Source organism: Pelomonas dachongensis (assembly GCF_043555865.1).
Lineage (GTDB): Bacteria > Pseudomonadota > Gammaproteobacteria > Burkholderiales > Burkholderiaceae_C > Pelomonas > Pelomonas dachongensis.
Map to the genome: position 1 here is coordinate 976970 of NZ_JBIGHY010000001.1, position 22211 is coordinate 999180.

Consider the following 22211-nt stretch of genomic DNA (forward strand, 5'->3'; position numbering starts at 1 on the left):
TGCAGCAGCTTTTCATGACAGCCTTGCAAGTGCCGTGCCGGCCGCGCGCCTCAAGCCTCCAGGCGGCCTCCGGCGGCGTCGAACCACAAGGTCTTCGCCGCGTCGAAGCCGAACTCGACCCGGGCGCCGTCCGTCACCTCGGGCTGGCCCGGCAGCACGGCGGACACCGTCGTGCCGGCGCAGTTCATCCAGACGACGTGCTGGTTGCCCAGCGGCTCCACCAGCTGGATCTCGGCCGTGAAGGGCAGGCCGGTGCCCAGCTGCACGTTCTCTGGCCGCACTGCCAGCGTCAGCACCTCGCCCTGCGGGCGCGCCGCCAGCGCGGCGGGCAGCGGCAGCGTCAACGTTGGTGACACGAAGCGCCCGCCTTCGCCCACCTGACCCTCGATGCGGTTGATTGCCGGCGAACCGACGAAGCCCGCCACCAGCAGGTTCTTCGGCCGCTCGTAGACCTCGGCCGGCGTGCCGATCTGCTGGATGACGCCCTGGTGCATGACGACGATGCGCGTGGCCAGCGTCATCGCCTCGACCTGGTCGTGCGTCACGTAAATCATCGTGTTGCCCAGCCGCGTGTGCAGCAGCTTCAGCTCACGGCGCAGGTCGGTGCGCAGCTTGGCGTCGAGATTGGACAGCGGCTCGTCCAGCAGCAGCACCTTGGCTTCGCGCACCACCGCCCGGCCGATGGCGACGCGCTGGCGCTGGCCGCCGGACAGCTGGCTGGGCCGGCGGTCCAGCAAGGGGGCCAGTTGCAACATGTCGGCCGCGGCGGCCACGCGTTTCTCCAGCTCGGCCTTGGGCGTCTTGGCCATCTTCAGCGGGAAGGCGAGGTTCTCCTTCACCGTCATCGTCGGGTACAGCGCATAGCTCTGGAACACCATGCCCACGCCGCGCTGGCTGGGCTCGGCGTGCGTCGCGTCCTGTTCGCCGATGTAGATGCTGCCGCCGCTGACCGGGTTCAGCCCCGCGATGGTGTGCAGCAGCGTGGACTTGCCGCAGCCCGACGGCCCCAGCAGCACGAGGAACTCGCCGCTGTGGACGTCCAGGTCGAGGTGCTTGATGACGTCGTGCGTGCCGAAGCGGATGCTGAGGTCCTGGATGTGAACGCGGGTCAAGGGAGTCTCCTTTGTTGCTTGTCGAGCAGGATGCCGGCGAGCGACTGCTGCGCCGTCTGTGCGGGGATGTCGCGATTCCAGTAGTCGCTGACGGCACGTTCGAGCGCCGTCAGCTGCTCGGGCGTCAGCAGCATCTCGGTGTTGGCGACCAGCCGGCCGGCGTCGCGCAGCGCCGCAGCACCAAGCTGCGCGCAGGCGTCGAGCGTGCGCGTGTCCAGGTCGGTGCGCACCGGCACCGAACCCTTGCGTGCGCTGAAGGCGAGCTGCGTGGCCGGCGCGGTGGCCACGCGGGCGAGCAGTTGCTGCGCCGGCGTGGCGCTGTCGTCGTGGTCGGCGCTGGATTTCGGGAACACCAGCACGTCGCCGTCGACGATGTAGGGCGAGCGTGGTGACAGACCCGGCAGGCAGCCAAAGTCGCGGCCAGGCTGCTGGCCGGCCTGCAGGAACTCGCCCTTGGCCCAGTCGCCCATGAACTGCAGGCCGGCGCGGCCGCTGGTAAGCAGCGCGGTGCTGGCAGCCCAGCTGCGGCCCGGTGAAGCGGCATCGACATAACGGCGCAGCTTCTTGTAGTCGACCAGCACCTGGCGCAGCGCGTCGCCGTGCAGCGCTGCGGCGTCGCGGTCGCGCAGCACGGCCAGGTATAGCTCGCGGCCGCCGTGGTTGGCGAGGATGGCGGTGAACAGGTTCAGGTCCTGCCAGGGCTGGCCGCCGTGCGCCAGCGGGATCAGCCCCGCGGCCTGCAGCTTTTCGAGCGCCGCGAACAGCTCGTCCATGCTGCGCGGCTCCTGCTTCACGCCAGCGCGGGCCAGCGCGGCCTTGGAGCTCCACAGCCAGGCCGACATGTGCAGGCTGACAGGCGCGCCGTAGATGTGGCCGTCCACGCGCACCGCGTCCAGCAGCACGGCGGGCAGCACCTGCGCCCAGCGGCCGGCGCGTGCCACCTCGTCCAGCGCGTTGAGCCGGCCGTTCCGCGCCAGCTGCTGGAGGCGGCGCGACGGGTTGAACTGCGCCGCCATCGGCGGGTTGCCTGCGGCGATGCGCTGCTGCACCGCGTCGCGCGCCTGCTCGCTCGCGGTGACGGCCAGGTCGCGCCACTCGCCACCTGCGGCGCGGTAGGCGTCGGCCAGTGCGCGCATGGCGGCGGTCTCGCCGGGCGAGGTCCACCAGTGCACGACGTCCGCAGGCGGCCCGGCCTGCGCCGTGGCCGCAGCGAACAGGACGGGAACCAGCAGGCGCGCACGGAGCATGCCCGCATCATTACCGATTATTAAAAATATTAATATCGGATTAACCATGAGCGCCGCCAACGCAAAATCGCGCCCATGAACCTGCTGCTTGCCGAAGACGATCCCGTGTTGGCTGACGCGTTGCAGCAGCAATTGCTTAAGGCCGCGTTTAAGGTGGAGTGGGCCGAGAACGGCGCCGTGGCGGAGTACCTGCTGCGCAAGCAGGATTTCGACGTCGCCATCCTGGACCTGGGCCTGCCGCTGGTGGACGGCATGACCGTGCTGAAGCGCGTGCGCGAGGCCGGCCGCACGCTGCCCATCCTGGTGTTGACGGCGCTGGACGCGCTGGAGCACCGCGTGGCGGGGCTGCAGGCCGGTGCCGACGACTACCTGACCAAGCCTTTCGACTTTCCCGAGCTGGAGGCGCGGCTGCAGGCGCTGCTGCGCCGCAGCCGGCCGGCCTCGCAGACGCAGCAGTTGCGCCAGCTGACGCTGGACCGCGCCGCGCGCCGCGCCAGCGTGGCCGGCCAGGCGCTGGAGCTGAGCCCGCGCGAATGGGCATTGCTGGAGCTGCTGGTGGCCGAGCGCGACCGCGTCGTCACCAAGGCGCAGATCGTGCAGACCTGGAGCGGCGACGGCGACGAGGCTGGCGGCGGCTCCATCGAGGTCTACATCCACCGCCTGCGCAAGAAGCTCGAGGGCTCGGGCCTGGCCGTGCGCACGGTGCGCGGGCTGGGTTACCTGCTCGAAGCTGCCGCGTCGTGAGCGCCCTGGCCGGGCGTTCACTGCACCGCCAGCTGCTGCTGTGGCTGCTGCTGCCGCAACTGGTGCTGTGGGGCGTGGCCGCGTTCGGCGCCTACCGGCTGGCCGCCACGCATGCCGACGAGCTGGTGGACGCCAGCCTGCTGCAGGCCGCACGTGCGCTGGCGCGGCAGATCAAGCCCACCGCCAGCGGCCTGTTCGTGGACCTGCCGCCGTCGGCGCAGGACATCCTGGCTGCCGATCCCGAGGATCGCGTGATGTACATGGTCAGCTCGCCGCCGGGCCAGTTGCTGCTGGGCGACGCGCGCATGCCGCCCGAGCCCAACAGCGCGCCGCTGGGCGAGCCGCTGTTCTTCGACGCCACTGTGCCGGAGCCCATGCGCGTCGTGTCGCTGGACCTCCACCTGGCCGCGGCCGGCGCGACCGACGCGACGCTGCGCGTGCAGATCGCCCGCTCCAGCGCGCCGCGTGAGCTGCTGGCGCGGCGCATGCTGCTGGACACGGCGCTGCCGCTGTCGCTGCTCGTCGCGGCGATGAGCTGGGTCGTCTGGGTCGGGATCCGCCGGGGCCTGCGGCCACTGGCCGAGCTGCAGGCGCAGATGCAGGGCCGCCGGGCCGACGCGCTGGACCCCGTGCAGCTGCAGGCCGCGCCGCCCGAGGTGGGCGCGCTGGCCGGCGCCGTCAACGAGCTGCTGGCGCAGGTGCAGCAGAACCTGAGCGCGCAGCGCCGCTTCATCAGCGACGCGGCTCACCAGCTGCGCACACCGCTGGCCGGCCTGAAGAGCCAGACTGAGCTGGCGCTTGAAGAGACGGCCGACCCGGCGCTGCGCCAGCGGCTGGCGCGCGTGCACGAGAGCGCCGTGCGTGGCGCACGGCTGGTGTCGCAGCTGCTGGTGCTGGCGCGCGCCGAGCCCGAGGCTGTCGCCGCGCAAGGCTGGGCGGCGGTCGACTGCGCGCAGCTGGTGCAGGAAGTGGCGGCCGACCAAGTGCCGCGTGCGCTGGCCGCCGGCAGCGACCTGGGCGTGGACATCGCCGACGACGGACTGCAGGTGCAGGGCGTCGAGCTGCTGCTGCGCGAGGCGCTGGTCAACCTGATCGACAACGCGGTGCGCTACGCCGGCGCGGGCGCCACCCTCACGGTGCGGCTGCGCCGAGCGGGCGACGACGTGTGGCTGGACGTGGAGGACAACGGCCCCGGCCTGCTGCCCGACCTGCGCGAGCGCGCGTTCGAGCGCTTCGTGCGCGGCGCCGCGCACGGCGAAGGCTGCGGCCTGGGCCTGGCCATCGTGCGCGAGATCGCCGAGCGCCACGGTGGCAGCGCGCAGCTGCTGCCGGCCGCGCCGCGCGGTTGCATCGCGCGGCTGACGCTGCCAGCCGCGTGACCCGTCAGCGCATCAGCGCCTGGTAGGTCAGGTTGCGCACGCGGAAGTTCAGCGTCGAGCCGCCGGCCGGGCGCAGCTGCGTCATCAGCAGGATGACCAGGCGCTCCTTCGGGTCCACCGTGTATTGCGGGAAGTAGGCGCTGCCCCAGCCGAACGCGCCTTCGCTGCCCAGCTCCTTGAAGCCGCCGGTCTTCACGTTGACCCAGAAGCCCAGGCCGAAGCCGTCGCCGTCGCCGCGGTACTTGTCGCCCAGGTGGTTGGCCGTCATCAGCGCCACCGTCTTGGGCGCCAGCAGACGCTGGCCGTCCAGTTCGCCCTGGTTCAGAAGCATCTGCAGGAAGCGCGCGTAGTCGCCCGCGGTGCTCAGTAGGCCGGCGCCGCCTGAGAACAGCTTGCGCGGGCCGTTGACGAAATCGCTCCTGGCCGGCGTCTCCATCAGCTTCAGCTGGCCGCCCTCCAGGCCGTAGACATTGGCCAGCCGGCCGGCCTTCTCGGGCGGCAGGAAGAAGCTGGTGTCCGGCATGCGCAGCGGGTCGGTGATGCGCGTTTTGATGAACTGGTCCAGCGGCTGGCCCGAGATCACCTCCACCAGCCGGCCCAGCACGTCGGTGGCATATCCGTAGGTGAAGGACTCGCCGGGTTGGCCCTGCAGCGGCAGCGCGGCCAGGCGGTCGGTCCAAGCGCTGAGCGTCTCGTCATGGCCCACCAGGTACCAGTCCTTCATCCCCGCGGCGGCGTAGGCGGCCTTTGCCGGGCCGGCACCGTAGCTCATGCCGGCGGTGTGGGTCAGCAGGTCGTGGATGGTCAGCGGGCGGCGCGCTTTCTCGGTGCCGCCATCGGCCGTGGCCACCTGCAGGTTGGCGAACGCCGGCAGGTACCTGGCGACCGGGTCCTTCAGCTGGAAGCGGCCTTCCTCGTACAGCATCATGACCGCTACCGAGGTCAGCGCCTTGGTCATGGACGCGATGCGGAAGATCGTGTCCGTGCGCATGGGCTTGCCGGCCTCGATGTCCTGCTGGCCGTAGGCCTTGAACACCACCGGCTTGCCGTCGCGCATGACGACCATGACGCCGCCGGCCAGCTGCTGGCGAGCGATCTCGTCGTTGATGACGTGGTCCAGCCGCTGCAGGCGCTCGGCCGAGAAACCGGCGACCAGCGCGGGCTTGGGCGGGGCCGCCGTCGTGATGGGAGCGTGGAAGAGCGCGGCGCAGGCCAGCGCCACGGCAAGAGCGGTTGTTTTCATGTGGGATTCAGTCGCCGAGGGGGCGTTGCTGCGTGAAGCCGGGGCTGGTTGCGACGCGGAACTGCTCCGGCGCGGGCGGTTGCGCTGGCGAGATGGTGCCCAGATCGTCGCGCAGCTGCGCGGCCACCGGCACGCGGGCTTCCCGGAGACCCAGTGCAATCAAACGGGCCAACTGCATGGCGCCGTAGTTGTTGTGGTGGGTGTTGTCCAGCTTGCCGTTGTTCATCGGGTGCGCGGCCTGTGAGCGCTCGGGGCCCAGCGCCTCGTAGAACTGGATGCTCATGGCGTTCAGGTCGATGAAGGCCAGCTTCATGTCCTGCGCCACGGCGCGGGCCGCGTTCGAGTACTCGGTCAGGCTGGGTCGCAGCTTGGCCGTGGCCGGGTCGAAGTTGCGGCGCTCCATGGACGACACGACGACCGGCACGCCGCCGCGCGCCAGGACGCGCTCGGCGTGTGTGCGCAGCTCGGCCTGGTAGGTCTCGGCGTTGCCGCTGCCGTCCTTCTGCTGCTTCTGGTCGTTGTGGCCGAACTGCAGCAGCACCGTGTCGCCGGGTTGCAGCGCGGACAGGATCTTGTCGATGCGCCGGCGGGCCAGCGAGTCGCGGAACGTCTCGCCGGACTCGGCGTGGTTGGACACGGCCACCGTGTTCTTGAACAGCACGGGCAGCATCTGGCCCCAGCTGGCGTAGGGCTCTCCGTGCTGGTCGGCCACCGTGGAGTCGCCCAGCAGGTAGACGGTGGGCACCTTGACGGGCTCGATCACCAGGTGCGTCAGCGCGGGCTGCGCGCCGTTGATCTCCAGCGTCAGGCGACGGTCCCAGGCCCAGGCCTCGCTGACGATCTCGCGCTCCTTCAGCTTGACCCGGCCGGCCTCGATTCCGGGTGCAGCCGCGATGTTGGCCGTGCGCACGTTGACGATGAAGCTGTGCGTCTCGCGCTTGCCGGCGGGCAGCTTGACGCTGTCCAGCACCAGGCGGCGCAACTCGGCCTTGACGGTCGTGTCGCTGGCCGCCGCGCCGCCCAGCGTGGCGGTGACGCGGTAGTTGCCATCGGGCAGGTCCACCGAGAAGAAGTAGGGCTGGCCGGCCGCGTTGCGCTTGTCGTCGGCCTCGAAGCCGTAGGTGCGCTCGCGGGAGTAGGCGGTATCGGTGGACACGGCCACCTCGCCGGCAGCAGGCTTGCCGTCGAAGGCAAAGCGCAGCGGTTGTTGCGCCCAGGCGGGGGCGGCCAGCAGGCTCGCGGCCAGCAGCAGATACTTCATGTTCAGTCCTTCAGATGCTCGCCCACCAGGGCCAGGTTCTGGATGGCCGCCAGGCCCCATTGCGCGGTGTCGTTGGTGCTGATCCACGGCGCTTCTTCCACCGGGTTCAACACCAGCGGGCCGGCGATGCGCGTGGTCTTCAACGGCCGGGCGCCGAAGCGTTGGTCGGCCAGGAATTCGCCCCAGGCGCGCTTGGCGAGGGCCCGGTCCTGCTTCTGCGCCGCGGCGTAGGCGCTCAGGCGCGAGTGGCCCACGCTCAGCACCGTGCCGCCGCCGTGCGGCGCGCCCAGCGCCTTGACTTGCTCGTCGCGCGGCGCGTTGTACAGCTCGCAGTACTGCACCCAGGCCGCCTTGAAAGCCGGCTCGTCGATCAGCTCCACCAGCTCCGTCATCATCTCCATGCCGCCGAAGACAGCGCTGAGGTGGCTGGCCGACAGCTTGTTGCCGCTGACGTTGTGCAGTGCGCCTTCGTTGGGGCCGGTGGGCTCGTAGCCGCCACTGCCGGTGAAGAAGCCGTGCGGCATGGCCGCGATGCCCTTCATGCCGCGCAGCAGCTTGTTGCGCCAGCGGACGTCGCCAGTGCGCTCCCACTCGGTCATGAAGTTGGCGACCAGCGAGCCCCAGTCGGTGCCGAAGCCGATGCGCGCGGGCCAGGGGCCCTTGTCGACACGGCCGGCGATCTTGCGCACGGGATCGACCTTGTCGAGCTTCTGGTCGACGTCCAGCACCTCGCGCATGACGTCGCCGATGCGCTCATCGCCGGTCAGGTAGTAGTAGAAGCGGCGGTTGGCCGACGTGGAGATGCGCGCCTGCTTGGCGCTGCAGCCCCAGTGCTGCACGTTGTGCCGCGTGCCCAGGCCTTTGAAGCGGCCGGCGTGATAGATGTCCACCTCGGCCGTGTGGCGCACCATGGCCTCGGCAAAGCGGAAGATGTCGGCACGGCCACTGCGCAGGAAGCTGTACCAGAGCCAGATGTCGGGTGACAGCTCAGAGTTGTCCCAGGCATAACCGCCGACGTCGTAGCGCCACTCATGGCGGTCGGCGTCATAGGTGTGGCGGATGTCGCCGTAGTCCCAGAAGCCGTACCAGTGGCGCTGCTCGACCTCACGCGCATAGAACGCGAACAGGAAGTCCAGCCGGTCCTCGATCTTCTGGCGCGTGGGCGTGCTGCGGTCGGGCAGGCTCCACAGCTTGCCGAACACGCCGGCCTGCAGATAACGCGACGGGTGTGCGGCCAGCTGCGGCGGCGTCTGCACGGCCGCGGCCATCTGCACGAGGCGTTCGCGCGTCGGCGTGGCGGCCAGCACCCACAGCGTGATCTCGCTGCTGCGCGCGATGCCCGCCGGCGTGCCAAAGCCCTTCTCGTAGTCCTCGTACGTGATCTCCAGGCCTTCCAGCTCCTGCTGGTGGGTCTCCATGCCCAGGCCATCGTGATAGAAGCGCAGGTCCATGGCGGGCGCTTCAGGCGAGTGCATCCACAGCGTGACCTGCGCCGCGTCGGTGTGCGCGTTGCGGATGTCCAGCTGTGTCGGGTGGCGCTGCCAGAAGTCGCGCAGGCCGAAGGCCACGCCGCCGGTGGCGCCGCCGATGTAGCCCGAGCCCGGCGCGCGGCGGCCGAAGGCGGCCGGGATCCAGCCGTGGCCGGCCTTGGTGCGCTTCCTGATCTGGAAACCGTCGGCGCTGAGCTGGCTCAGCGTGTAGTCGCCCCAGGCCGGGATGCGGTGTTGCAGCTTGCACACCTGTGGGCCCCATTGCTCCAGCGGCGGCGTGGCGCGGCCGGCCAGCTGTGCCTCGCGCACGGCGGCGCCAGGCTCGCGGCGCAGGCCTGTCAGGTTGCGCACGCCCTCGGCCCACAGGCCGCGGCTGCCGCCTTCCGCCTCGCCGGCGAAGCGCACGTGGCGGTCATACAGCTCGTCGCGCATCGGCACGTCGAAGCGCAGGCCGATGCCGCGCAGGAAGTCCTGCTGGTCGTCACCGTCGAACACGAAGGTGTGCATGACGCGCACGGACTCGGCGCCGGCGTAGAAGTACAAGCGCACCGAGAACGGCAGCCATTCGCGGCCGGCCGCGCTGCGGTGCTGGCCATCGACCTTGACGACGGCGCGCACGGGGCCGGTCTGCTCGACGGTGAGCTGGGTCGTGCGGCTCTGGAAATGCGTGTGCGTGATGGCGCCGCCCGACTCGGCATCGGGCTTGTCGTCGGTCTGCGCGACGAGCGTGCACGAGCTCAGCAGCTCGCGGCCGTCGCGTTCGATGCTGTGGATGAGCTGGGCGCCCTGGCGCGGCAGGCGCGCGCGGATGATGCCGGTGTCGACCTCGATGAAGTCGGGCTGCTCCTTGACGCTGACCTTCATGCTCGCCACCGCCGCGCCCTTGCCGGGGTGCACGACAGGCGCGGTGCCGATGTCGACGCCGGCAGGTAAGGCATGCGCCGTCCACTTCAGCGAACCGTCGGGCCAAGTGGCCAGCGGCCAGGTCTGCAGCGGCAGCGGTCGACCTTGCGTGTCGACCGCGTGGAAGTCCTGGGTCTTCTGGTGCTGGCCTCGGGGCCAGGGCAGGCCCAGCGTCGCGCCCAGCTGCAGCGCGGGGGCGTCACCATCCAGCCAGCGCAGCGCCGCGGTGTTGGTGCTGGTCGCCGCCGCGGGCTTCGCCACCGTTTCCGTCGCGCCGGCCAGGCCGGCCAGGCCACCGATGCCACCGACCGGCAGCGCGGCGGTCTTGAAGAAGCTGCGGCGGCTGAAGTCTGTCATGACCGTGCGATGTTGTCAGGCGGCGTGTGCAGCGTGGAGTCGGCCGCATGGCCGCTGCCGCGGCCCCACAACTGGTCGTAGGACCAGCCGGTCAGGTCTTCGACGACCTGGCGGTTTTCGTCGCTCTCGGCCTCGGTCGCGCCATTGCGCAGGCGCTCGACCTCGTGCACCAGCACGGCATGCGTCTTCGCATTGAGGCGGAAGTTCCAGGCCGCGATGAGGCCGAACAGCATCATCAGCAGCGGCCCGCCCACCATCAGCAGCGTGATGGTCTGGATGGCCTCGGGGCTTTGCACGATGACCTCGCCGGGGCGGGTCTTGGGCGAGATGTAGCCGCCCAGGTCGATGATCCAGCCGGTGGCGATGATGGCGCCGGACTGCGCGACCTTGCGCACCAGCGTCATCACGCCGGCGAAGATGCCTTCGCGGCGCTGGCCGGTGACGGCCTCGTCGATGTCGGGCAGGTAGTTGTAGACCGACCAGGGCACGAAATTCAGCGTGCCGCGGCCCAGGCCCGCCAGGATGATGGGCGCGAAGATCCAGAATAGCAGCGCCGGGCTGAACTCGGTGCGGGTCGGGTCGAAGGCCGAGAACAGGTTGGCGCCCAGCGCCTGGAAGCCGGCCTGGAAGCCTTCGGGCTGCGCCGCGTAGAAGCCGAAGTACAGCAGCAGCGCGGCGCCGAACAGCGAGATCGCGATGCGGTAGGCCAGCACGGGGCCAGTCTTGATGACGATCTGGATGGCGATCATCACGGAGATCAGCTGGGCCACGTACATGACCGTCATCAGCTGCGAGATGACGAGCGTGGCGCCCATCAGCACCGTCGCCACGAAGATCGGGAAGGCGGTGTTGAAGATGTCCTGCGACAGGTAGCCACCCAGGTAGATGGACAGGTGCTGACGGAACGCGCGGATCTTCAGCGTGGAAAACAGGTCACGGAACATCTTGACTGGGATGCTCAGGATGACCGACCACTTCACGCCGCCGTAGGTCTGCGACAGCACGGCCTGCTCGCGCGGGCCGTAGGGCCGCTCCCAGCTCGTCAGCACGACGATGGTGACCACCACCGAGAAGATGACGCCGAAGATGGCCGCCATCCAGAAGAAGGTGTCGGGCGAGTCCTTGCCGCCGAACTGGTTGATCAGCAGCGTGGGCAGGTAGGACGCCAGGATGGCCGAGCTCTGCGCGACGATCATGCGCGCGCCGGCGAACTTGGCCTTCTCCTTGTAGTCCTTCGTCATCTCGGCCGCCAGCGTCTCCCAGGGGATGAGAAACATCGTGTACAGCAGCTCGAAGAAGATGAACGTGAGCAGGTAGTACGTGAAGTCGTGGCCGGTGCGGAAGATCAGCGCGAAGCTGGGCAGCAGCGGGATGGTGATCAGCAGGAAGAGCTTGCGCCGGCCGATCTTGCGGCCCACCCAGGTGTGTCGCAGGTTGTCCGACACGTAGCCGATCAGCGGGCAGGTGATGGCTTCCAGCAGACGCGGCAGACCGAGGATCAGGCCCGCCTCCACGGCCGAAAGGCCGCAGAAAGTCGTGAAAAAATAGAACAGCCAGCCGGTGATGACGGCCTGCGCGCCGGCGCCGAGCATGTCGCCCGAGCCCCAGCCCCAGTAGTTGATCCAGGTCGGCTGCCGCGCGGCGGGGTGCAAGTTCTTCTGCATCGCCGGGCCTTAGATGAAGCGGACCAGCAGCTCGCCCATGGCCAGCAGCGCCATCGCCTGGCCGAAGGGCATGGACGTCAGCGGGATGTCCTTGTATTCCTGCAGCGTGTTGAACACCGGCGTGCCGAAGCTCACCTGCGTCAGCTCGCCGGCGTCGTTGATGTGCTTGCGCACCGCCAGTGCGGCCTTCACGCCGAAGGCCTCGTACTCCTTGGAGATGTAGCCCTTGCGAACAGCCTTCAGGATGCCGTAGGCGAAGCCGGCCGAAGCGGCAGCCTCGTCGTAGGAGGTCGGGTCGTCCAGCAGCGTGGGCCACAGGCCGGACGGCGATTGGAATTGCGCCAGGGCCTTGACCTGCGCCTCCAGCGTGGACACCAGGTGCTGGCGGAAAGCATCGCCCTCGGGCAGGTTCAGCAGTTCGAGGAACTCGGGGATGACGATGGTGACCCACGAGTTGCCGCGCGCCCACAGGGCGTTGGCGAAGTTGTGGCGGCCGTCGAAGGTCCAGCCGTGGAACCACAGGCCGGTCTTGCGATCCGTCAGGTACTTGATGTGGACGAGGAATTGGCGCTTGGCTTCCTCGACGTAGTGCGGGCGGTTCAGCAACAGCCCGAACTTGGCCAGCGGCAGCACCGACATCATCAGCGTGTCGTCCCACAGCTGCTGGTTGTTGACGCTGTTGTAGACGATGTGCTGGAAGCCGCCTTCCTCGGTGCGCGGCATGTCGTTGTAGACCCACTCGGCCCAGCGGTCGATGTAGGGCAGGTACCGGCGGTCGCCGGTGCGGTCGAACAGGTAGGCCAGCGTCAGGAAGGGCGCCACCGTGTTGATGTTGCGGCTGGGCATGCCTTCCTTGAAGCGCGCCTCGAACCAGCTGGTCATGATGTCCCAGGCCTTGGGGTCGCCCGTCAACTCCCAGACCTTGTAGACGCCGTACAGGCCCACGCCGTGTGTCCACTCGAAGCCGTTCCAGCCCTTGGTGTCCAGCACGCGGCCGTCGTCCAGGCGCAGCAGGAACTTGCCGTCCTTGTCCTCGATGTTGATCAGGTTATGGATCAGCCGGTCGATGGCGCCGCGGATGTCGTCACGGTCCGCGCCGAGGTGGGCCGTGTGGTGGGCCAGCAGCGGGTGGATCTTGGAGGAGTCGACGGGCTTGAGGATCTGGTTGGACATGGTGTTGTCTCTCTCGGGTACTGCTTGGGTAAAGAGGATCAGCGTGCCAGGGTGCGTGGCTGCGGCACCGGTTCGAGCGGCACGCCGCCGCGCGCCACGGCCAGCGGCACCAGCTTCACGGGCTCGAGCGCGTTGGCGGCGTCGCCATCAGTCGTGACGGCCAGCGTCAGCGTGTTGTCGCCGTTGGGGTTCAGGATGCCCGGCGGCAGCACGAACACGCGCTGCGGGCCGATGTGGGCGATGAACTGGCCCAGGTTCCAGCCGTTCACGAAGATCAGCGCGCGGTTCTCGCGGTCCGAGCGCGGCTTGGTGGTGTCGCCGAACGCCAGGCCTAGTTGCACGTCGTGGCCTTGCGGCATGTCCAGCTTGAAGTTGGTGCGCAGCCAGTAGGTGCCGGGGGCCGACGGGGCGGCGCCAGGTTGCGTCGCGTCCCACCCAGCCTGCGGCTTGCTCGCATCGACCGGCAGGTGCCAGCCCATGCGCTCGCCGTGCAGGCCGCCGTTGTTCATCGGACCGCGCACCAGGTCGGCGATGTCCTCGCCGCCCTTGTTTCCCTGGATCTTCCACGCGATGGGCGTGCCGAAGCGCTGGCCGCCCTTGGGCGTGAGGGACGCCGAGATCAGCCCGCGCGCTTCCTTGTGCACGTCATCGGCGAACAGGTCCCAGTTGTGCGAGTTGTTGCGCACGACGACGGCGATGACGTGCTCACCAGCGCTCAGGCCTTGCAGCGTGCGGTGGAAGGTGTCGGTGGTCTCGGGGAAGGGGCGGCCGGTGTCTAGGTCCTGCTGGCCGATGAACTTGCCATCGACCCAGACCTGGATGACGCCCGCACCGCCGCCGCCAAAGAACAGCTCCAGCTTCAGCGGCTGGGCATCCGTCGTCGTGAAGCGGCCGCGATACCAGACGTCGCCGTGATGGAAGCCGTAGTCGCTCATCGCCAGCACCGGCTGGCCCTTGTCGGTGGCGGTGTAGACGTTGGCGGCGGACACCGGCGCGTCGGTCTTGCGCCAGGCGCTGTCGTCGAACTTGGGGTCGGCTTCCAGCGAGTCGAAGCGGCGCGTCCACATGGCCTTCATCAGGTCGGGCAGCTGGACGGCCTCGGGGCCGGGCAGCGTGGCGCGGGCGACAAGGCTGTTGTCCTGCGCGCTGGCGGCGAGGGCCTGGCCGTTGAAGCTCAGCGCGCTGATGCCGTCCGGCACCCAGGCGCGCAGCGAGCTGGGCGCGGTGGTGTCACCGGTCAGCGCCAGCGTCTTGCCGTTGACGGCTGCGGTGCGCACCAGTGCCGGGCTGCGCACCAGCACAGTCTGGTCGCCGGCCTTCAGGCGCCAGAACTCCCAGCCGGTCTTCTCGTCGGCCAGCAGCAGCAACAGCGGGGCGCGGCTACCGCCGCTGATGAGCACCTCGATCAAGCCCTTGTGCGCGTAGTTCAGGCGAAGGTCGCCGCTCTTGGCGTCCCAGGTCACTTGCGCGCTGCCGCGCAGGAACTTCACGGTCGGCTGGGTCGAATAGCGCAGCACGGTCTCGCCGTCGTCGCCGTCGCGGCCGTACAGCAGCGCCACGTCGCGCGCGCCCTGCTGCAGCTGCGATTGCAGCTCGCTGGTGCTGTAGACCAGGTGCTGGCGCTCCAGCGCATACGAGGCCAGCAGCATCTTGGCGTCCTGGCCCGTCAGCGTCAGCTTGCCGGCCTGCGGGATCTGGTAGCTGCCGTCCTTGGTCTGCAGCTTGAAGCCGAACTGGGCCGTGCCCGACAGGTGGTTGTGCTGGGCCAGCAGCACGTGGCTGCCCAGCGCCTTGTTGACGTTGTGATAGAGCCGGATCTTGGCATTACCCGGATCGATGACCTCGCCCTTGTCCTGCGCCGCCAGTACTGCGTTGGCGGACTGCACGAGGCCGCCCATTTGCTTGAGCACCATCGCCTTGTCGCGCAGCGCGCGGCTTTCGTTGATGGGCGAGCCGTAGTCGTAGCTGGTGTAGACCACCGGCCCCGCCAGCCAGCCCCAGCTGGTGCCGCCAAACGCCATGTAGATGGAATGGATGGTCAGCGAGTTGATCAGGCTGGAGCCGTAGAACACGCGCTGGTAGCCCGGGCCCTGGCGCTTGGCCGTGCACTCATACGTGCCGTTGGAGCCCCAGTAGTCGAACCAGCCCGCGCCGATCTCGGCGACGAAGCCCGGCGTGTTGGGCGAGGCAAGAGACCCGACCTTGGGGAAGTTCTTGCCGTAGATGCCCCAGTCCGGCGCCGGTGCCGGCGTGCCCGGCTGGCCGAACACGTCGCAGACGCCGCCGGGATAGCCGTCGAACGCGTAGATGTCCGTCGGGCCGGGATTGGCGAAGGGTGCGGTGGAGGTCTTGGGCGTCCAGTCAGGCAGGCGCGACGCGGCGTTGTGGAACAGCGGCACGGTGATGCCGTCGGCGCGCGCCTTGTCCGCCAAGTGCTGCATGTGGCGGATGTTCTTGGGGTTCACCGCGAACAGCTCGTTCTCCAGCTGGTAGGCGATGACGTTGCCGCCGCCGTTGGTCAACTGGTGGCGCGCCAGGATGGCGTTGATCTGCGTCATCCACTCGTCGGTGGCCGCCTGGTACTCGGCGGCATCGGTGCGCGCCTCGGCGCGTTGGCGCAGCAGCCAGCCGGGGAAGCCGCCGGCCGTCAGTTCGGCGTTCACGTACGGGCCCATGCGCGCGATCACGTACATGCCCTCTTCCTTGGCGATCTCCAGCGCGCGCTCGACGTTGCGGATGCCCGTGAAGTCGTAGTGGCCCGGCTTGGCCGAGTGGTAGCCCCAGGCAAAGTAGAAGGCCACGGTATTCAGGCCGGACGCCTTCATCTTCTGCAGCACGTCGCGCCACAGCGCCGGCGAGGGCAGGCGGAACGGGTGGAATTCGCCGCCGAAGATCATCTCGCGCTTGCCGTCGATGATCAGCGAATGGCGGTCCCAGGCGATGGTCTTGGGCTTGCTCTTCGGTGCGGTGGCGCGCTCCAGCTGCGCGGTGTCTTCCGAGATGACGGTGAAGTGACGCACCGTGCCCGACACGCCGCCCAGCTCCTTCTTGGGCGTCCAGGTCTGGAAGTCGTCGAAGCTGTCGGAGTACCAGTAGCGCTTGGTCGTGTATTCGTCGAAGTAGATGCGCCAGCCCGGCTTGCCGTCCGCGCCCTTGATGGGCACCAGCGCCTGGCCTTCCGTCCAGTTGCCCCAGCCGGCCCAATCGCCGGTCTTCTGCAGCGTCCAGGGGCCGTTCAGCGACGGGGCGGTGGCCAGCTCGATGACCTTGGTGGTCTCGTTCTTGACGAACGCGGTATAGCGGCCGCCGTCGAGCACGACGAAGGTGTCGATGTAGTTTTTGTCCAGGCCGGCCATGGGCACGGGGTCGGCGAACTTGGTGAAGCCGGCGTCCAGCGCCTTCACGGTGTAGGCCGCGAACGGTCCCTTGGTGCCGCCCTTGGACAGGCTCATCACCAGATGCAGGCTGCCATCGGCGTCGCGGAACCATTCGGGCGCCCAGACGTTCGTCACGCCGGGCAGCTTGACCGTCACGTCGCCCACGTGCGACCACGTCTTCAGGTCGGCCGACTTGGCGATGCCGAAGGTCGAGCCGTCCCAGTTGGTGGTGTAGGCGATGTAGTAGAGGCCGTCCGCCCCGCGGATGATGGAAGGGTCGCGCAGCAGGTCTTTCGGCGGCTGGTAGGCCTCCGACGCCAGCGACGTGAACGTAACGCCATCGGTGGACGAGAACAGGCTCAGCTTGTTCTGCGACGTGGCCATGAAGGCCGACATCAGGAAGGTCTTCTCGCCCTTGACGACGGGCTTCACCGGCAGTGACGGCGTGCTGACGGCGGTGGGCGCCTGCTGGCCCGGCAGGTCCTGAGCGCCGGCGGTGGCGCACATCAGCAGCGCGGCGAACCAGACGGCGGTTCGGTTCGTCAGGGCGGGAGGCAGGACAGCAGACATGGGCAGACCGGGAGTGCGTGGATCCTCGGTCAGTGTCCCCTTGTTTATGGACGGCAAACGATCACGCGATTGCGAGAAGTTCGCGAGAAAGGGGGCGGCGCCAGTCCCGGCGAAAATGCCGCTCATGTTCAGTTTCTTCAAGAAGTCGGCCCCGGCCCCCGCGCCCGCCGAAGGGCCCACACTGTTGTCAGAGGGGTGGACCGTCAAGCCGGCCAGTTCACCCGTGCCAGCGCCCGTGCCCGCGCCCGCCCCCGAAGCGTCCGCGAGTCTGCCTGCGCCGGTGCCTCCGCAGGCTGCAGCGCCCCTGGCGACAGTGGCGGCCCCGACGCCGGCGCCGGTGGTGGTGCGGCCAGCGGTGCCCGCGCCGCCGCCGCCACCGGCTCCAGCGACCGCACCTGCGGCCGCTCCGGTGGCTGTCACCATGCCACCGCCTGCCGCGCCGCCGCGCCAGAGCTGGATGGAGCGCCTGCGCGCCGGCCTGCGCAAGACCGGCGGCAGCATCGCCGGTGTCTTCACCGGCACCAAAATCGACGACCAGCTCTACGACGAGCTGGAAGAGGTGCTGCTGCTGGCCGACACCGGTGTGAAGGCCACCCAGTTCCTGCTGGATGACCTGAGGCGCCGCGTCAAGGAGGCCAAGGCCACCGACCCGCAAGCCGTGCGCGGCCTGCTCGTGGACGCGTTGGCCGAGCTGCTCAAGCCGCTGGAGAAGGGCCTGGAGGTGGGCCGCTACACGCCCACCGTGGTGATGGTCGTGGGCGTCAATGGCGCCGGCAAGACCACCAGCATCGGCAAGCTGACCCGGCACCTCGCCGAGGCCAACCAGAAGGTGCTGCTGGCTGCGGCCGACACCTTCCGCGCCGCCGCGCGCGAGCAGCTGGGCGTGTGGGCCGACCGCGCGCAGGTCGAGATCATCAGCCAGGAGGGCGGCGACCCGGCGGCCGTGTCCTTCGATGCGGTGAACGCGGGCCGTGCGCGCGGTGCCGACGTGGTCATCGCCGACACGGCGGGCCGGCTGCCGACGCAGATCCACCTGATGGAGGAGCTGAAGAAGATCAAGCGCGTCATCACCAAGGCGCAGGCCGACGGGCCGCACGAGGTGCTGCTGGTGGTGGACGGCAACACCGGCCAGAACGCGCTGAACCAGGTCCGTGCCTTTGACGACGCGCTGGGGCTGACCGGCCTCATCGTCACCAAGCTGGACGGCACGGCCAAGGGCGGCGTGCTGGCCGCCATCGCGCGCGAGCGGCCGGTGCCGGTCTATTTCATCGGTGTGGGCGAGAAGCTGGAAGACCTGGAGACCTTCAGCGCGCGCGAGTTCGCGCGGGCGCTGCTGGAATAAACGCCGGGCCCGGCGAGGCGTCAATGCGCCTGCGGCGTGTCGCTGTAGTAGCCGGCGCCGCGCGGCTTGGGGAACACCGCGGCGCGCAGCTTGCCGATGTCATCGCCATGCCAGTCGCGCTCCCACAGCGCCACCGGCAGGTCGGTCGCGGCCAGCACGCGCAGCAGCCGCTCGCGCTTGATCTGCTGACGCGGCTGGTCGTCCGGCACCGGCATCAGCACCACCGCTCGCACATAGCCGTGCTCGTCGCACAGCGCGAAGTCCGCGGTCAGCAGGCCGGTGCGCGACAGCCACTCGCGGTAGGAGTGCTTGCGCGGCACGCGCACGACCCGGTGCAGTGGCAGCTGGGCCAGCAGGAAACCCTTGGGGTGCTCCAGTGCCAGCGCCTGGGCCAGCGATTTGTAGGCATGCCGCTCCGCGCTCGCCAGCACGCGCGCCGGCGTGGGCGGCCAGCGCATCACGGTGTCCGAGATGTCCGTTGGCGGATCGATGTCCTGGCCGGCCAGGCGGTTCAGCCAAGCGCCCATGGCGCGGGGGAGGTGAAGATTCAGCATGCGCTGCACACTAGCGGCGGCGCCGGGTCTTGACCATGCGCGCGTGTCCCACGAACCTGGGGGTAAGTGTGTACGCATGTGTCGCGCTCCGCAGCAACCCTTAAGGGCAGTCCTTGGTGCGCGCACCCTGACCGATGGCATGGGCCGCGGGACTGCCTATGCTGCGGGTCTTTCCATTCGACCGAGGCCCGCATGTCACGCCCCCCGCTCCTGCTTCCGCTGACCCTGGCGCTCGCCGCCGTGTTGCCGACCGCCGCGCATGCTGCCGATGCCCGCAAGGCGGCCATCACCGTTGGCGACACGCCGTTGATCCCGCGCACCGCGCTGTTCGGCAACCCGGTCAAGGCGGGCGCGCAGCTGAGCCCGGACGGCCAATGGCTGTCGTGGATGGCGCCGGTGAACGGCGTGATGAACGTCTGGGTGGCGCCGGCCGACAAGCCCGACGCCGCCAAGGCCGTCACGGACTCCAAGGACCGCCCCATCCCTGGCCATTTCTGGTCGGGCAACAGCGAGCAACTGCTGTTCGTCAAGGACAACGCGGGCGACGAGAACTTCCGCCTCTACGGCGTGGACGTTAAGACCGGTGCGCAGCGCGACTACACACCGTTCGACAAGGTGCGCGTGCGCATGATCGGCGGTTCGCGCAAGCGCGTGGACGAAGTGCTGGTAGGCATCAACAACCGCGATCCGCGCTGGCACGACGTGCACCAGCTGAACCTGAAGACCGGCGAGCTGAAGCTGGTCATGAAGGGCGACGGCTTCGCCGGTTTCGAGACCGACGACGACCTGCAGGTGCGCCTGGGCGCGCGCCCCAACGCCGCTGGCGGCACTGACTATTTCCAGGTCAAGGACGGCGCGGTCGCCGACAAGCCGTTCCTGAGCACCAGTCTGGAAGACAACGCGACCGGCCCCATCGGCTACACCGCCGACGGCAAGACCTTGTACTGGCGCGACTCGCGCGACCGCGACACCACGGCCGTGTTTGCCGAAGACACCGCCACCGGCAAGCGCACGCTGATCGCACAGGACGCCCGCGCCGACCTCGGGCAGACGCTGCGCAACACCGCCACCGGCGAGGTGCAGGCCTATGCGGTCGACTACCTGACCACGGAGTGGCACTTCGTCGACAAGACCTTGAAGGCCGACTTCGACTGGTTGCAGAAGCAACTGGGCAAGGGCGAGGTTTTCGTCAGCAGCCGCACGCGCGCCGACGACAAGTGGATCGTCGGCATCGACCCGGTGTCCAAGGTCTCCGCCACCTACCTGTACGACCGCAAAGCCAAGAAGCTGTCGCCGCTGTACGTCGCGCGGCCCGAGCTGCAGAACGCGCCGCTGGTGCCGATGCACGCGGTCGAGATCACGTCGCGCGACGGCCTGACGCTGCCCAGCTACCTGACGCTGCCGTCAGGCGCCGACAAGAACGCCGACGGCAAGGCCGAGCAGGCCGTGCCGATGGTGCTGCTGGTGCACGGCGGACCCTGGGGACGCGACGGCTACGGCTACAACGGCACGCACCAGTGGCTGGCCAACCGCGGCTACGCGGTGCTGTCGGTGAACTTCCGCGCCTCCACGGGCTTCGGCAAGAAATTCCTGAATGCGGGCAACAAGCAGTGGGGCCTGGCCATGCACGACGACCTGATCGACGCCGTGAACTGGGCGGTCAAGCAGGGCGTCACCAGCGCCGACAAGGTTGCCATCATGGGCGGCAGCTACGGCGGCTACGCGGCGCTGGCCGGGCTGACCTTCACACCCACCACCTTCGCCTGCGCGGTGGACATCGTCGGCCCGTCCAACCTGGAGACGCTGCTGGGCACCATCCCGCCGTACTGGGAGGCCGGCAAGAAGCAGATGTACAGCCGCATGGGCGACCCGACGACGGACGATGGCAAGGCCATCCTGCGCGCCGCGTCGCCGCTGTACAAGGCCGACCAGATCGTGCGCCCGCTGCTGATCGGCCAGGGCGCCAACGACCCGCGCGTGAAGCAGGCGGAAAGTGACCAGATCGTGCAGGCCATGCAGGCCAAGAACATCCCGGTCACCTACGTGCTGTACCCGGACGAGGGCCACGGCTTTGCCAAGCCGAACAACCGCATCGGCTTCAACGCAATCGCCGAGACCTTCCTGGGCAACTGCCTGGGCGGCCGCGTCGAACCGCTGGGCGAAACGGTGCGGGCGTCGACGGCGCAGATCGCGCACGGCGCCGACTTCCTGCCGGGCCTGAAGGCAGCGGCCGAGAAGAAGTAGGCATCCCATCGGATGACAGAGGCCGCAAGGCCGACTCATCCAGCAGCAGCCGTGGAACCGGCTTTGCCTGGCCACTGGCTGCGCCCCCTTTAGGGGGGGCGCATCAAGCGCCTCGGCGGTGGGCTACATCCCGGGCAGGCCGCCCTTCATGCCGCCGAGCTTCTTCATCATCTTCATGAGGCCGCCGCCCTTCATCTTCTTCATCATGCCCTGCATCTGGTCGTACTGGTTCAGCAGGCGGTTCACCTCCTGGACCTGCACGCCGGCGCCAGCGGCAATGCGGCGCTTGCGGCTGGCCTTGGTCTTGCCGTCCATCAGCAGGGCAGGGTGGGCGCGCTCCTTGGCACTCATCGCGCGCAGGATGCCTTCCATGCGCTTCATGTCGCGCTCGGCGCGGTCCATGTCGGCCTGGCCGGGCTGCTTGTTGCCCATCATGTTGGTGGGCAGCTTGTCCATCAGGCCACCCAGGCCGCCCATCTTCTTCATCTGCGCAATCTGCTGCAGGAAGTCGTTCAGGTCGAAGCCGCTGCCGTCCTTCAGCTTCTGAGCAAAGGCCTGCGCGTCCGCCAGGTCCACGCTCTGCGTGACCTGCTCCACCAGTGCGACGATGTCGCCCATGCCCAGCACGCGGCCGGCATGGCGCTCGGCGTCGAACACCTCCAGGCCGTCGATCTTTTCTGACACGCCGGCGAACTTGATCGGCGCGCCAGTGATCTGGCGCACCGACAGCGCCGCGCCGCCGCGCGAGTCGCCGTCCAGCTTGGTCAGGATGACGCCGGTCAGCGGCAGCGCTTCCTTGAACGCCTTGGCCGTGTTGATCGCATCCTGGCCCTGCATCGCGTCGACGACGAACAGCGTCTCGACCGGGTTGATGGCCGCGTGCAGCTCCTTGATCTCGGCCATCAAGGCCTCGTCGATGGCCAGGCGGCCGGCGGTGTCGACCAGCAGCACGTCGAAGTAGTGACGGCGGGCGTGGTCCAGTGCGGCCAGCGCGATGTCGCGCGGCTTCTGGCCGGGGTCGGATGGGAACCACTCGCCGCCGGCCTGCTTGGTCACCGTCTTCAACTGCTCGATGGCGGCCGGGCGGTAGACGTCGGCGGAGACCGTCAGCACCTTCTTCTTGCGCTTATCGATCAGGTGCTTGGTCAGCTTGGCGGTCGTGGTCGTCTTGCCGGCGCCTTGCAAGCCGGCCATGAGGATGACGGCGGGCGGCTGGGCGGCCAGGTTGATGTCGGCCACACCCTCGCCCATGGTGGCGGCGAGTTCCTTGTGGACGACCGAGACCAGCACCTGGCCCGGGTTCAGCGACCCGACGACCTCCTGGCCTAGCGCCTTGTCCTTCACGCGGGCGATGAAGTCGCGCACCACGGGCAGGGCCACGTCCGCTTCGAGCAGAGCCATGCGCACCTCGCGCAGCATGTCCTGGACGTTGCTCTCGGTGATGCGGGCCTGGCCGCGCATCGTCTTGACGAGGCGACTCAGGCGGTCGGTGAGGTTGGATGCCATGGGTTTCGGAGGGGCCGGGTCGCCAGAACGGCGTGAGGCCAAAAG

General features: G+C 68.9%; 14 protein-coding genes. 4 read left to right on the plus strand and 10 right to left on the minus strand.

Annotation, left to right across the window (positions count from 1 at the left end):
- Positions 1 to 50: 50 nt before the first annotated feature.
- Together ACG02S_RS04550 and ACG02S_RS04555 are read right to left on the minus strand one after the other, a co-directional pair.
- Positions 51 to 1112, minus strand: coding sequence for an ABC transporter ATP-binding protein (locus ACG02S_RS04550; RefSeq protein WP_394469241.1), 1062 nt, complete (start codon positions 1110 to 1112; stop codon positions 51 to 53).
- Positions 1109 to 2359 carry an ABC transporter substrate-binding protein gene (locus ACG02S_RS04555; RefSeq protein ID WP_394469242.1) on the minus strand — a complete coding sequence of 417 codons (1251 nt, stop codon included), beginning with the start codon at positions 2357 to 2359 and terminating at the stop codon, positions 1109 to 1111. Before ACG02S_RS04555 ends, ACG02S_RS04550 begins: the two co-directional genes overlap by 4 nt.
- A gap of 75 nt (positions 2360 to 2434) precedes the next feature.
- Here ACG02S_RS04555 and ACG02S_RS04560 point away from each other — a divergent pair, with 75 nt between their 5' ends.
- Together ACG02S_RS04560 and ACG02S_RS04565 are read left to right on the plus strand one after the other, a co-directional pair.
- Positions 2435 to 3103 (plus strand): response regulator transcription factor, encoded by a 669-nt coding sequence (locus ACG02S_RS04560; protein ID WP_394469243.1) that lies wholly within the window; start codon positions 2435 to 2437, stop codon positions 3101 to 3103.
- Complete coding sequence (locus ACG02S_RS04565) at positions 3100 to 4482, plus strand: sensor histidine kinase (RefSeq protein ID WP_394469244.1); 1383 nt, start codon at positions 3100 to 3102, stop codon at positions 4480 to 4482. Before ACG02S_RS04560 ends, ACG02S_RS04565 begins: the two co-directional genes overlap by 4 nt.
- 4 nt (positions 4483 to 4486) lie before the next feature.
- Here the strand turns inward: ACG02S_RS04565 and ACG02S_RS04570 are convergent, their stop codons facing one another.
- From ACG02S_RS04570 to ACG02S_RS04595, 6 genes are read right to left on the minus strand one after another with little or no spacing between them, the layout of a single operon-like run.
- On the minus strand, positions 4487 to 5725 hold the full coding sequence (locus ACG02S_RS04570) for a serine hydrolase domain-containing protein (RefSeq protein ID WP_394469245.1): 1239 nt from the start codon (positions 5723 to 5725) through the stop codon (positions 4487 to 4489).
- Between the two features lie 7 nt (positions 5726 to 5732).
- Positions 5733 to 6986, minus strand: coding sequence for a rhamnogalacturonan acetylesterase (locus tag ACG02S_RS04575; protein WP_394469246.1), 1254 nt, complete (start codon positions 6984 to 6986; stop codon positions 5733 to 5735).
- 2 nt (positions 6987 to 6988) lie between these two features.
- Positions 6989 to 9736, minus strand: a complete 2748-nt coding sequence (locus ACG02S_RS04580) for an exo-rhamnogalacturonan lyase family protein (protein ID WP_394469247.1) — start codon at positions 9734 to 9736, stop codon at positions 6989 to 6991.
- Positions 9733 to 11400 carry an MFS transporter gene (locus ACG02S_RS04585; protein WP_394469248.1) on the minus strand — a complete coding sequence of 556 codons (1668 nt, stop codon included), beginning with the start codon at positions 11398 to 11400 and terminating at the stop codon, positions 9733 to 9735. The genes ACG02S_RS04580 and ACG02S_RS04585 overlap by 4 nt, the downstream gene beginning before the upstream one ends.
- Positions 11401 to 11409: 9 nt before the next feature.
- Positions 11410 to 12573, minus strand: a complete 1164-nt coding sequence (bglB, locus tag ACG02S_RS04590; RefSeq protein ID WP_394469249.1) for a beta-galactosidase BglB — start codon at positions 12571 to 12573, stop codon at positions 11410 to 11412.
- Positions 12574 to 12611: 38 nt separating this feature from the next.
- Complete coding sequence (locus ACG02S_RS04595) at positions 12612 to 16520, minus strand: beta-galactosidase (RefSeq protein ID WP_394469250.1); 3909 nt, start codon at positions 16518 to 16520, stop codon at positions 12612 to 12614.
- Between the two features lie 124 nt (positions 16521 to 16644).
- On the opposite strand from ACG02S_RS04595, the gene ftsY reads away from it, so the two are divergent.
- A complete protein-coding gene (gene ftsY, locus ACG02S_RS04600) occupies positions 16645 to 17862 on the plus strand; it encodes a signal recognition particle-docking protein FtsY (protein ID WP_394469251.1) in 1218 nt (405 codons plus the stop codon).
- 20 nt (positions 17863 to 17882) lie between these two features.
- On the opposite strand, the gene ACG02S_RS04605 is transcribed toward ftsY, so the two are convergent.
- Positions 17883 to 18389, minus strand: a complete 507-nt coding sequence (locus tag ACG02S_RS04605) for a hypothetical protein (RefSeq protein ID WP_394469252.1) — start codon at positions 18387 to 18389, stop codon at positions 17883 to 17885.
- 219 nt (positions 18390 to 18608) lie between these two features.
- Here ACG02S_RS04605 and ACG02S_RS04610 point away from each other — a divergent pair, with 219 nt between their 5' ends.
- Entirely contained in the window at positions 18609 to 20660 is a 2052-nt protein-coding gene (locus ACG02S_RS04610; protein WP_394469253.1) for a S9 family peptidase, read from the plus strand.
- A gap of 123 nt (positions 20661 to 20783) precedes the next feature.
- On the opposite strand, the gene ffh is transcribed toward ACG02S_RS04610, so the two are convergent.
- Positions 20784 to 22166 carry a signal recognition particle protein gene (ffh, locus tag ACG02S_RS04615; RefSeq protein WP_394469254.1) on the minus strand — a complete coding sequence of 461 codons (1383 nt, stop codon included), beginning with the start codon at positions 22164 to 22166 and terminating at the stop codon, positions 20784 to 20786.
- Positions 22167 to 22211: the final 45 nt, after the last annotated feature.

Excerpts from the sequence above, each read along its gene's own strand:
- ACG02S_RS04555 (WP_394469242.1), bottom strand. The coding sequence starts at position 2,359 with ATGCTCCGTGCGCGCCTGCTGGTTCCCGTCCTGTTCGCTGCGGCCACG.
- ACG02S_RS04560 (WP_394469243.1), top strand. The coding sequence starts at position 2,435 with ATGAACCTGCTGCTTGCCGAAGACGATCCCGTGTTGGCTGACGCGTTG.
- ACG02S_RS04570 (WP_394469245.1), bottom strand. The coding sequence starts at position 5,725 with ATGAAAACAACCGCTCTTGCCGTGGCGCTGGCCTGCGCCGCGCTCTTC.
- ACG02S_RS04575 (WP_394469246.1), bottom strand. The coding sequence starts at position 6,986 with ATGAAGTATCTGCTGCTGGCCGCGAGCCTGCTGGCCGCCCCCGCCTGG.
- ACG02S_RS04580 (WP_394469247.1), bottom strand. The coding sequence starts at position 9,736 with ATGACAGACTTCAGCCGCCGCAGCTTCTTCAAGACCGCCGCGCTGCCG.
- ACG02S_RS04585 (WP_394469248.1), bottom strand. The coding sequence starts at position 11,400 with ATGCAGAAGAACTTGCACCCCGCCGCGCGGCAGCCGACCTGGATCAAC.
- bglB (WP_394469249.1), bottom strand. The coding sequence starts at position 12,573 with ATGTCCAACCAGATCCTCAAGCCCGTCGACTCCTCCAAGATCCACCCG.
- ACG02S_RS04595 (WP_394469250.1), bottom strand. The coding sequence starts at position 16,520 with ATGTCTGCTGTCCTGCCTCCCGCCCTGACGAACCGAACCGCCGTCTGG.
- ftsY (WP_394469251.1), top strand. The coding sequence starts at position 16,645 with ATGTTCAGTTTCTTCAAGAAGTCGGCCCCGGCCCCCGCGCCCGCCGAA.
- ACG02S_RS04605 (WP_394469252.1), bottom strand. The coding sequence starts at position 18,389 with ATGGGCGCTTGGCTGAACCGCCTGGCCGGCCAGGACATCGATCCGCCA.
- ACG02S_RS04610 (WP_394469253.1), top strand. The coding sequence starts at position 18,609 with ATGTCACGCCCCCCGCTCCTGCTTCCGCTGACCCTGGCGCTCGCCGCC.
- ffh (WP_394469254.1), bottom strand. The coding sequence starts at position 22,166 with ATGGCATCCAACCTCACCGACCGCCTGAGTCGCCTCGTCAAGACGATG.